This window comes from Parabacteroides sp. PFB2-10 (assembly GCF_029893085.1).
In the GTDB taxonomy this organism is placed as follows: domain Bacteria; phylum Bacteroidota; class Bacteroidia; order Bacteroidales; family Tannerellaceae; genus QVMG01.
The window spans coordinates 75,622-88,345 of record NZ_JARXWI010000008.1 but is presented as its reverse complement, the minus strand read 5'-3'; the positions used below and the strand labels follow the sequence as shown (position 1 = coordinate 88,345).

The following is a 12,724-nucleotide window of genomic DNA, read 5'->3' as shown; positions in this document are numbered from 1 at the left end:
CAAATTTAATACAAACAATTTAATATTTTTAGTTATGAAACATTTTGAAGAACTACAAAAAACAGATTTAGAGTTAACTTTTGGCGGCGCTTGGAAAATTATGGTAATCAATGGTAAAGATACACGAGTGTGTGAAGCTTAACATATAACATCTAAAACTACGAGATAGTCAAATATGTCAAACATTAAAAATCAAAAAAATGGAGTTTTGAAAGAACTGAATTCCCGAAAAAAAGAGGTCACAGGATGAAAAAACTCTAGTATAAAAAACAAGGATTAAACAAGATTCTTGGAGTAGTCCAAGATTGGAGATTATTATCAATTCAAGAAATGTTAAATTATTAAATTTTATCAGTATGAAAAAGTTCAAAGTTATGTCATGCTTAACAACAGAGGATGCTGAAGTCATTTTTGGAGGAAATTCAATGACGAATGAAATCTGGAAGTTGGAAAACGGAGAAAAGTACGATTGTATAGCACGCTAAATCAGTATTATGTTCAAACCATTGACACAAAACGAGGCCATGAATATTTATGGAGGTTTTTATATAAGCAGTAATGCTACCTTATTTCAATCCAGATGTTCAGCCACATTTTTTATTGAAACATAAATTGCAGATTTATTCCGATTAAAGCATCTATCAAGAAAGCCGTTCTTTTATTAAGGATGGCTTTTTTAGTGTTCCGTGCATGATTGAAAACTTGGTAGTGCAATCTTTACCTGCATGTGAATGATGAAAAGACGGTAGTTGATTACGTACGTGGAATGAAGTTTCTTAGTTATAGCTTTTATATGAAGTCTAGTGAATATCACTTAAGTGTTCATAATGGATTGTTATCATAAAATTGTATCGTGAGTAAGGGGCCGTTTTAGTATGGAACCGTATGTCGGGTTGTAGGAAAGGACGATAACAAAAGTTCGCTTGTAAGATAACATAACGTTAACATGGCGATAACTTACACTTTTTTCATATTCATTTAGCTTTGCCTTGCAATATCAAATGAAGAATACAATATAAATCTATAAGATATGTTATTACCGAATGAATGGGTAGAAAATAGTATTGAGTCCTATGTCTATCAGCATACGACAAAATCACAAATAATTTATTGGATAGCATTGGGAGCGATCGTAGGAGCGATTGTCGCTTTACCGTTCATATATGTAGATATCTCAATTCAAGGCAATGGAGTTGTTAGACCTGTTGCAGAAAAAACAGAGATAAAATCTTCTATAACTGAGTTGGTAGATTCTGTATACGTGCGTGAAGGAGAGAAAGTTAATAAAGGAGATGTGATTTTAATGTTTAGAACCAATAATTCTGAATCTAAGATAAATTATCAATCAAAGAGGCTAAAGGATTGTGTTGAACATATCAATGACTTATTATATTTAGTAGAGGGAGAATCTCCAACCGTGTTTAGATCACCTACTAGGCAACAAGAATTTGCTTACTTTATCAAGAAAAGAACAGAGTTAGAAACATCAGTTGCACAAGCGAAAAAAGAATACAACCGAAATAAAGTACTCTATGAAAAAGATGTTATATCAGAAGAAGAATACGATAAATACTACTATCAGCACCAAACACAACAAAATGAACTGGAATCATTAATACAAAGCCATCTAAACAATTGGCAAATAGATTTAAATAATTATCAAAACTTACAAGGCGAAATAGCTTCCATCTTAAATCAAGAAGAGAGAGAAAAAGAAATGTATATCATTAAAAGTCCTGTATATGGAACTATTGACCAATTCTCAGGTATATATAGAGGAAGTAGCATACAAGCAGGGCAATCCTTGGCTGTTATTAGTCCTGACTCTACATTATGTTTAGAGGTATATGTAACGCCACGTGATATCGGATTCTTGGCAATTGACATGCCGATTAATGTGCAAGTTGAATCCTTCAATTATAATCAGTGGGGGACGCTCTCTGGTAAAGTAAAAGAAATATCATCTGATTTTCTAATAGACAATCAAGGCAATTCTTTCTACAAAATAAAATGTGAAATAGAGCGAGATTATCTATTGCTTAAAAATGGCATAAAAGGAAATTTAAAAAAAGGGATGACAGTAAGTGCGCATTTTATTGTGACACGCAGATCATTATTTGATTTATTATATCAGAGTATTGACGATTGGATTAACCCAAGAACGTATGACACTGAGACTATGATCGCAGAAAACACTAAAAAATAATAATCAAAAAATGTATAAAAAAGGCATAAAAATCAAACAACACGATATAACGGACTGTGGCGCAGCTTGTTTGTCGTCAGTATGTGCGTATTATGGATTGCAATTTCCTGTCTCTCGAATACGTCAATATGCATATACTGACCAAAAAGGGACTAATGTTTTGGGATTAATAGAAGCCGCAAACAGGTTAGGGTTAACAGCTAAAGGAGTACGTGCAGAGTTTGAAGCATTAAAGATAGTACCTAAACCGTTAGTTGCACACGTTATAGTAAAAGAAGAGTTACACCATTTCGTTGTAATCTACAAAGTAACAAAAACACATATAATTTGTATGGATCCCGGAGATGGCCGGATGCATAAAAAGACATATGATGAATTTAAAAAGGAATGGACTGGGATACTCATTTTAATGGAGCCTGAAAAATCGTTTCAGAAAGGGAATCATAAAACGAGTATTACTCGTAAATTTATATCACTACTTGCTCCACACAAAAGTGTAATGCTTCAAGCTGCATTCGGAGCACTGATATATAGCCTTTTAGGGCTGTCCACGTCTGTATATGTAGGGAAAATAACTGATTATGTACTTGTTGATAAAAACATTAATTTACTTAACTTAATGGGAGTCATTATGGTCATAATTTTGCTATTACGCACTTTCATTGGAGCTATGAAGAGTATACTGGCCTTAAAAACAGGACAACGAATTGATGCTACACTTATTCTTGGATATTACAAACACCTATTGACATTACCACAACAGTTTTTTGATACGATGCGCGTAGGAGAAATTATTTCAAGAGTCAATGATGCCATGAAAATACGATCCTTCATTAATAATGTCTCACTTGATTTAGTCGTAAATACAATGATCTTAGTTTTTACTATGTGTCTAATGGTAGTATATTCTTGGAAATTAGCCTTAATTACTCTCTTTTCAGCTCCGTTATTCCTTGTGATATTTTGGGCTTTCAATCGTTTGAATAGAAAATATCAACGAGGCATTATGGAGAGTAGTGCTGAATTGGAATCCCAATTAGTTGAGTCAATAAACTCGATATCAACAATTAAGCGCTTCGGCGTAGAAAGCTATGCTAATCTTAAAACCGAAACACGTTTTGTGCACTTGCTAAAAAATACATATAAAAGCATGTATGGTGTAATAATAGCACAAGGTGGTATAGGATTTGTTTCAACCGGCATTACTATTGCTGTATTATGGCTAGGTAGTATCTTCGTCATTAATCAAGAATTAACTCCAGGAACGCTAATAATATTTTATTCTTTGATTAGTTATGTAATTTCTCCTATTGGCTCCTTAATTTCTTCAAATAAGGACATTCAAGACGCTCTAATCGCTGCTGATCGTTTATTCCAAATTATGGATTTAGAGCGAGAACAGACTGAGAACGAAAAAATCAGACTTGAACCTCAAATGATAGAAGACATTATCTTCGAAAACGTTAATTTTAGATATGGATCTCGAAAAGAAGTTTTTAAGTCGTTAAACCTACAAATTAAAAAGGGAGAAACAACTGCTGTGATAGGAGAAAGTGGATCTGGTAAGACGACCTTAGTCTCTTTATTACAGAATATATACCCAATCCAATCTGGGCATATTCGTATTGGCAATTATGATATTGCTCAGATTGACAATCGAAGCCTTCGGCGTTTTATAGGAACAGTACCACAAAAAGTTGAATTATTTGCAGGTACAATTATTGATAATATTGCATTAGGAGATTTACAACCCAATATAAAACGAGTAATGGACTTAATCGAGCAGCTGGGACTGAAAGATTTTATTGAACGGCTTCCTAACGGTCTTATGACTATCATTGGGGAACATGGAGCTTCACTATCAGGAGGAGAACAGCAAAGAATTGCCATTGCACGTGCTCTTTATAAAGAACCTGAGATTTTAATCTTTGATGAGGCAACCTCGTCTCTGGATTCAGTTTCTGAACGTTTTGTTAAACGCACCCTAGAAGACCTAGCAAAACAAGGTAAAACAATTATAGTTATAGCACACAGGCTGAGCACGGTTAAAAATGCAAACTCTATTATTGTCATCAAAGAAGGAACTCTTGTAGAAACTGGTATACATTCTGAACTCATCAAAAGGGATGATGGTATCTACAGTAAGTTATGGAGAGAACAGTATGATGAAATCGACTGACTGAATATTAATGAGATACTAACATTATTAATATCATTGAGAATATATTTTGGAACAAAATAATAAATAATAAATAGAAAAAATATAATGAGATTAATGCTAATTATTTCACTAGCAACTTATTTCTCCTTTTTCATGGATGAGGAAGTAAAAGCTCAGAACACATGGACTTTAGAGCAGTGTATTGAGTACGCCATCTCACATAATATGGATATCAAGCAAAGCATGAATGAGAAGAAGATCTTACAAATTGAGAGAAATTCACTTAAAAACAATTTCTTACCATGTTTATACGGAGAAAGCAGTCAAAAATATGGTTTTGGACGCTCTTTAAATCGCGATAATGTTTACGATGACACTAATATTAATAGCACTATGTTTTCTTTAAGTATAGAAGTTCCAATATTTGACGGATTTAAGACAGCTGCATCATTGGCTAAAAACAAATACAGCCTATTAGCACAGGAGTCAAATATCCAATTTATTGAAAATGATATTTCACTTAGAGTCACAAGTAATTATTTTCAGATACTATTGAACAAAGAAATATGTAGGATAGCACAAGAGCAAATTGTATTAACTGAAGAACAAGAAAAAAAAACAACATTTTTGATAGAGAACGGTAAAAGTCCAAAATCAGACCTATTTGATATTAGAGCCCAATTGGCTAATGACAAGTTAGTCGCGACTGAAGCAAAAAATACATTAAGGCTATCTTATTTAGATCTTCTACAAATAATGGAACTTAGAGATTTCGAACAATTTGACGTTGAAGCCATAGAAGAGACTCTAAACCTTCTAGATACAATGAAAATAGAAAGTACCTATTATACAGCATTAGACTGTATGCCACAAATCAAGTATGCATACTTCAGTGCAGAAAGTAGCAAGCAGAGCATAAAAATTGCAAAATCAGGGTATTATCCTATGGTTTATTTAGGTGGCGGTATTAACTCAGGATACTATCATCAAAGTGGTACTACTAATGAATCCTTTAACTATCAAATGAGGAATAACATTCAAAACAGTCTATATATCACAGTTAGCATTCCTCTATTTGACCGTTTTTCTACACGTAACAAAATAAAAACTGCCAAAGTAGAGCACAACAAGGCCGTACTGACATATGAAAATGAAAAAATGAAACTATATAAAGAGATAGAACAAGCGCATTTAGACGCAATTTCTGCTTTTGAAAAATATAAAATGACATCTGATGCGGTAAAAGCAAATCAAGAAGCGCATAGATATGCACAAGAAAAGTATGCTTCTGGTAAATCTTCTATTTATGAATACAACGAAATAAAAATGAAACTTGGAGACGCCTTATCTCAACAATCTCAGGCGAAATATACATATCTATTGAAGTGTAAGATTTTAGATTTTTATTCATTTTTCACACTATTAGGCAAGCCATTAAATTAACATACAAATAACGTTTGATTAACAAGCTCAAAAGTCAAATAGAATTAAATTTGCATATAACATTTTACTAACAATTAAACTAAGTGAATATGGAAATTATCAAAATTACAATCATGACAATATTTTTGAATATGTCAAACTCATTTGTTCAAGATACTAACTATGCATATAACTATGAGTTAAGCGGTGATGTAGTCACATCAAAAATCGTGTACTCGAAAAGTGACAACAAATTATATTTATCTCCAAAATTTAAATACAATTACACCTATGATTGCGATGGGTATTTAACTAGAAAAGAAATTTTACAGTGGAGTCCTGATGAATACAAATGGGTTAAAAGCTATTGCTTAAATTATACCCCTTTATTCTCTGAGTATAGAATAGAACTTGCCCTTTGGGATGAAAAAGAAGGTGATTATTCAAAACTGAAAGAGCGATATTCATTTTTCGAGACAACTGAGGGGGAGCTATCTGTTCATCATTACAAATGGAATATTAGAAACTGCCATTGGGTACTAAAAAACGACATAACTATGTCAAATAACTATCCCCTTTTAACAGCTAATAGAGAAACTCAACAAGTTGTCATATTTTAAAACTAATAATATGAATCAGTTATTATCTCCTTCAAATTTTGTAAGGTTCACCGTGGATCAACATGAATATGTTTATTTCCCAGGAAATTCTATTCAGCAACTCACTAACAGAACTATAGAAGCATATTTTGATGCATGTGAGATGGGAGTAGTCAATGATAACATCCTATCAGAGAAGGCAGATGAAATCACTTCTGCATTAAATGGTCGCTTGGTATTTCCTGTTATGAACTCTGATTTCAAGCAAAATAATGCGATGCTTACAATTAACACCACAAATGGATGTAACATGGCATGTAAATACTGTTTCGCACCAACATCAAAAAGTGAGATCAGGTCTATATCTATAGAAACTATAGTTAAAGCTACAAATGATTTGTTGAAAAATTATCCCCAGGTAGAATGTTACACTATCTACTTTTTTGGTGGAGAGCCATTGATGAGGAAAAAATTCATAAAGGAAGCCGTAGATGTAATAAAAGGCATAGTCAAAAGACAATCAAAAAAGGTGAAATTCATTATGACAACCAATGGGACTTTACTTGAGCAATCTATCATAGAATTTCTGAAAAGAGAAGAATTTCATGTGGTTTTAAGCATAGATGGTAATGCCCAACATAATATTAATCGTGTTTTCAGAAATGGGAAAGAATCATTTTCTTCTGTTATTGCAAAAATTAAACTTCTAAAGGAGAATAATGTATCGATGCATATACGCGCAACTTTCAATCCACAGATGGAGAATCTAATTGACGCTGTAAAATTCTTTGAGAGTTTAGATGTTGTTTATGACTATGAGTTTACATTGGGTTCTAACACAAACGATGTTCAATATACAAGATTTTCAAAAGATAGATTATTGTCATTAAATAGTGAAATAGAAAGTATAACGAATTATCTCATTAATAAGATAGAGCATGGTGAAAAAATTAATTGCTCATCCTTCTCGCAAAAATTGGCATTTATTAAAAACAATGTAATTCGTTTTTTTGGGTGCGAAGCCGGCAGAAATGCAATGATCGTAGATGAATGCGGTAATTACTACCCATGTCAGAACATGCTAAGCTTTATAGAGACTAGAATGGGAGACACTATATCTGGCATAAATTACAATCTGAGAGATAAATACAAATCTCAACTATTTTCCGAATATCAAAAATGCACAAATTGTTGGGCTAGGTATTTATGTGGAGGAGGTTGTCAAGCAGAAAGATTGATGGATGACTCAAATATAGAAACTGCAGTATGTGAATTAATAAAAATGGAATGGTTATATGCTTTAAAAGCATATACAAAGCTCATGAAATTTGGCAAATCGATTAATGTAACTATATGATAGATTTCAATATAAATAATTTGCAATAAATCACGATTGTCGCACTAAATTCTAAGAGCTAAAAGAAAAGGGATACTTTCATTCTGGTTTCGCCCTTTATAGATAGTTTAATTTTACTGCAAACTCAGTTACCTAATGAGCAAAAATAGTGAAATAAAATTTGTCGGACAGCAGATTATAAAACAAATAGTAGATCTATTAAGCGTAATAGATTTGAAAGGAATAACAGATTAACATAAATCGGATCGTTACTATAAACAGTATAATCTTGTAACGATAGTTGCATATAATGCTTATAAAAGAGCCCTCCTTCCGATGAATGGGGAATTGGTAACTGAACTTACCGATCTGCAACCCTGCCAACTTGGGTTAGAAAATGAGAGAATGTTGGGACGGGTGGTGCGAGCTGCTAAATTTACCTGTTCAGATCATAAAAAAAATCTTGCAAGTTTTTATATATTTAGAGGCTCCTCGGTTGCCTTAAAAATCAGGAAGCGGGTGTCGAAAAGCTTTGAAAGAGTAGATAATATTACAATTTATTTTATATGAAAAAGTATTTATTTTTTATTTTAGCAATTGGAGTTTTAATTTCATCTTGCTCAAACGAAGAGAGAGGCGATAGTTCTAAAAAGAATAATTTGAATCTCATTAAAAGTGAGCCTATTTCCACTCCATTAATTTCAAAAAGTTTTGACTCAGGCCTATACTCCGAAGCCTATAGATGTTCTTCTGAAGCCTCCAATGTAGTGGCTGACATATTTGTAGATGAGGATCATAATGAAAGTGTAGCTTTTCTACTATCGTCGCAAGGCGATGTTGTGCATGAGTTCCATTTTAAAGTTGATTCGTACCTGTCAGATTATGCATGTGAATTCACTGGATATAATGAACTAGGGGAACCATTAATGAGTGGCATCTTTGACATAGAAAATCAGTTCATGCAAATAACGGATGTCTATGGAAATGTTGTTTTTACAAAAGCTTCTGCTGCCGCATGGGGATGTGGACTAAGTATAGGACTCGTAGGAGCTATTTGGTCTACTGCTGCAGGAATGGTGTCTGCAGGTGCAGGCTTTGTAGTTGGAATGTCATATACAGCAATGGCGATAGCAGTATGTGATGGGTTATGAAAAAGCTATGCATAATAATTATGATACTATCAATAATAGCTCTCATTGTAAGTTTGTTTATAGACAATTCTTTTCTTTTTAATTTAGGCATTGGCTTATTTTTTAATGGAGCAGGATTATTATTGGGATTGCATTGGCGGCAAAAATAAATATAATGGTTGAAGGTATCGGTGTCTCAGTATATGAGTTACTAAGGATAACAAAGAGAAGTATTGAAATAAAGTCAAATTTCACCCAAAGAGCAGTTGCAAATACAATGGTAGTACTAAAGGATGTGAGGCCTGTTTTGTAATTCGACAAAACCAATACTGTATATCAGTTGGTTATGTATAAAAGTATACGACTAATGAAATATTACTCAGACAGAAGTATCAATAAATATAAATACAATTCATTTTATTATTAACAATTTAAAAAACAAAAAAAATGAAAAATTTTGAACAATTAGGATTAGCGCGTCTTGACATAGAGGACGCTTGTAAAGTAAATGGCGGAATCAGTGTGATAACATTGCCACCTTTCATTTGTTGCTACTGGGGTATCGGCCCAGGAATGGATACAATCCCTATTGACGTTGTGTAATTAAAAAACAAGGAAAATGGAAAATTTGAGAAACATGGGACTTACTCCACTTGATCAGGGTGCGATTAATTCGACAATTGGCGGCAACAGCATTAATGATAATCCATTTATTGTATGTTGTAGAGACATTGGAGTAGATGGCCTTAAAATCATTATGAATAGAATATAATTTTTTTTTAATAAATAAAGCGGAAGTCGAAAAGCTTATAGAGTAGACAACAAATAAAAAAATATGAAAATGAAAAATTTAGTAGAACTGAACAACGTAGAAATGGAAGAGATCATTGGTGGCGCTGAAATTAAGCTCAATTTGAAGGCCACTCAGAAGGATGGATGGAGTGCGGAATTGAGTTTAACTTGGAAATTCTAAGTTTATGTGTATTATCTAGGTATGGTCTTCGGACCAAATCTGGATAAAACTTATTATATAAACTATATAAATGTAATAGTGGCAGATTTAATATAAAAATATCAATGAGATGAATAGGAAGAGTTTAGTAATATTATTTATTTTTATCACAATGAACATCTTTGCTCAAGTGATTCCCACAGATCCAGAACTGAGAATAGGACAATTAGATAATGGATTCACATACTATATTAAACACAATTCCTATCAGAAAGGGAAATTAAACTTGCAGCTCGTTAATAAAATTGGTGCTGTACTCGAAGAAAAGCACGAAGATGGAATGGCTCATTTTCTTGAACATATGGCCTTCAATGGCAGCAAAAACTACCCTGACTATTCATTAAGAGAATATCTAGATAATATTGGCGTAGAGTATAACGCTCATACACGACTTGAAAGTACAGAGTATGTTCTAAATAACATTCCAGTTGATGTAGAGGGAGCGGTAGATAACTGTATTCTCATGGCATATGATTGGTGTTCAGGCCTCAACCTTGACGAAGATGCTATTATAAAAGAAAAGGGCATTATAAAAGAAGAAAAACGAATGATTGAAGATGCTCAATTTAGAACTTTGAACATTCTTAGAAATAGCGTTGTTAATCATTCGAAATATTTTTCAAGCACTATCATCGGTAAGGAAGATGTATTTATGAATTTCACATCGAAGGAGTTGAAATTATTCTATGACAAATGGTATCGCCCCGATATGCACACAATCATAATTGTTGGTGACATAGAACCTGATGAAATCGAAAATAAAATTATAAACATTTTTAAAAATATTCCCTCTTCATTTGAGACAATTGAGTATCCTGTAATTTGTTTTGAGAATGATGTAATTATAGAGCCATTTATTGTTAATGATAAAGAAATAACAACTCCAATTTTTAGTTTAGATTTTCTTGATAAACCATTTACAAAAGAAGAAAAGAGTACCGTTGATTGGTTTGTGAAAAAATATTTAATTAATATTATTAGAATTATAACAGATGAAAGGTTAAAAGGAATATTGCCAAAATCCTATGGCTTGTCAAACAATTTAACAGTGTCACATGAGCCTTTCTTGGGGATCAGTCAAATAGAAACATTTAATATCTCCACGATGATAGAAAATGAAAATATCAACGAATCAATAAAAAGCCTACTTATAGAGATATGGAGAATCATAAAATATGGTTTTACAAATACAGAGTATGAAAGAGCCAAACTCACCCTCATCTCTAAGCACAAAGATGCACTTAATGAAAATATGAGAACAGAAAGCTCTATTTATTCTGAAAAATACAAAAGACATTTTTTAGTAGGAGATTATATTCCTCAAATAGCACTTGAGTGCCGACTTCTTTCTGAGTTAATGCCTCAGGTAACTCTTGAAGTACTAAATGAACATATTAAAGAAGTATTTACAGAGAAAAATGCAATTCTATCTCTTATTACATCTGAAACTTTTGAAAATCCGACTAAACAGGATCTTTTAGAATGGTTTACAGAGCTAGAACAATCAGAAATTGAACCATATACAGAGGTAGAGGACAATGAGCCTCTACTAACAACCATTCCGGTTTCTGGAAAGATAGTTAGTGAATCTTCAGAAAATGCTTTTGGTACAACAAACTTCAAACTATCGAATGGTGCTACAGTTGTTATTAAGCAAACTGATTTCAAGAACAATGAGATCATGTTTTCCGCTACTAGTATAGGTGGTACATCATTATTCCCCGAAAATAAGATTGGGAATATTAAACTATATGAAGAGGCAATTGCACTAGGAGGGGTGGGTAATTACAGTAGAACAGAACTGCAAAAAAAGCTTGTGGGGAAAAATATAGTGTTAGAACCTACTATAAATCTAATATCGGAGGGTTTAAAAGGCTCAACACCAATAGAACATCTTGAAGAATTGCTACAACTTGTATATTTGCAATTTACTTCACCCAGAATGGATCACAATGCTTTTTCTGTACTTATAGAAAAAAATGAAAAAATACTTCAGAATGAGAGCCCACAATTTTTATACAACAAAGCTGTAAAACATATATTATATGCAAACTCACAACGTATGCATCCTATTACCTTAGAAGAATTATCAACTATTGATTATCAAGAAATATTTGAATGGAGAGAACATAAATATGCAGACGCAAGTGACTTTACCTTCATTTTTGTTGGTAATATAAACCCAGATAAATGTAGGCATTTAATAGAGAGATACATAGCGTCTCTTCCAAGTTTATCAAAAAAAGAGAGCATTGCGGATGTAGATGTATCAATTCAAACAGGACGCTTAAAAAAAATCATTGACCTTAGCTTGGAAAATCCTCAAGCAGTAATATTAAATATGTTTTCAACAAAAATGGAGTTAAATTTACATAATCGTGTCATAATTGCAGTTTTAGTCGATATTTTGAAAAACCATCTTATAAATACGCTTCGTGAACAAGAGGGAGGCACTTATGCTATAAATGTATCAGGAGGGATCAGTGAATACCCAAAAGGACAAACGACATTACAAATCTCTTTCCCTACTGAATTGGGAAAAGAAGAGTATTTAAACAATCTAATTAAGTCAATAATAGATCATATTGTATTGAACGGCCCGACTATAGAGGAACTTAATAGGTCTATTAATACACTTTACAACAGTCATTTAAGTGATATGAAAAGTAATGAGTACTGGCGATCTTCTATCGCAGCCTATTATATTACCGGTGTAAATAGTGTAAATGGTTATATAGATTTACTTAAATCTGTCAACAAAGAGGATATCAAATCTGCTCTTTCGAAATTAACAAAAGATAACTTGATAGAAATTATCATGAAGGGGAGATAGATTTCCAGCAATAGCAAGAAGATAC

Annotated in this window: 9 protein-coding genes; all 9 read left to right on the top strand. The window is 32.7% G+C overall.

Translation table 11 applies throughout. From position 1 onward, the window contains the following. The first annotated feature begins 1,030 nt into the window (after positions 1-1,030). The 9 genes from M2137_RS08970 (at position 1,031) to M2137_RS08930 (ending at position 12,699) form a co-directional block, all read left to right on the top strand. Positions 1,031-2,206 (top strand): HlyD family efflux transporter periplasmic adaptor subunit, encoded by a 1,176-nt coding sequence (locus tag M2137_RS08970; protein WP_280766106.1) that lies wholly within the window; start codon positions 1,031-1,033, stop codon positions 2,204-2,206. 10 nt (positions 2,207-2,216) lie between these two features. Next, positions 2,217-4,385 carry a peptidase domain-containing ABC transporter gene (locus M2137_RS08965; RefSeq protein ID WP_280766105.1) on the top strand — a complete coding sequence of 723 codons (2,169 nt, stop codon included), beginning with the start codon at positions 2,217-2,219 and terminating at the stop codon, positions 4,383-4,385. Between the two features lie 87 nt (positions 4,386-4,472). Then, the gene (locus M2137_RS08960; RefSeq protein ID WP_280766104.1) at positions 4,473-5,810 is read left to right on the top strand and encodes a TolC family protein; all 1,338 of its coding nucleotides are present in this window, start codon (positions 4,473-4,475) and stop codon (positions 5,808-5,810) included. Between the two features lie 89 nt (positions 5,811-5,899). Continuing rightward, positions 5,900-6,409, top strand: coding sequence for a DUF3836 domain-containing protein (locus tag M2137_RS08955; protein ID WP_280766103.1), 510 nt, complete (start codon positions 5,900-5,902; stop codon positions 6,407-6,409). 10 nt (positions 6,410-6,419) lie between these two features. Continuing rightward, on the top strand, positions 6,420-7,745 hold the full coding sequence (locus M2137_RS08950) for a radical SAM protein (RefSeq protein WP_280766102.1): 1,326 nt from the start codon (positions 6,420-6,422) through the stop codon (positions 7,743-7,745). Between the two features lie 545 nt (positions 7,746-8,290). After that, positions 8,291-8,875 (top strand): hypothetical protein, encoded by a 585-nt coding sequence (locus M2137_RS08945; RefSeq protein ID WP_280766101.1) that lies wholly within the window; start codon positions 8,291-8,293, stop codon positions 8,873-8,875. Between the two features lie 598 nt (positions 8,876-9,473). After that, positions 9,474-9,626: a hypothetical protein gene (locus M2137_RS08940; protein WP_280766100.1), complete on the top strand. Its 153-nt coding sequence runs from the start codon at positions 9,474-9,476 to the stop codon at positions 9,624-9,626. A 69-nt stretch (positions 9,627-9,695) separates the two neighbouring features. After that, positions 9,696-9,827, top strand: coding sequence for a hypothetical protein (locus tag M2137_RS08935; protein WP_280766099.1), 132 nt, complete (start codon positions 9,696-9,698; stop codon positions 9,825-9,827). A 109-nt stretch (positions 9,828-9,936) separates the two neighbouring features. After that, a complete protein-coding gene (locus M2137_RS08930) occupies positions 9,937-12,699 on the top strand; it encodes a M16 family metallopeptidase (protein WP_280766098.1) in 2,763 nt (920 codons plus the stop codon). Positions 12,700-12,724 lie beyond the last annotated feature (25 nt).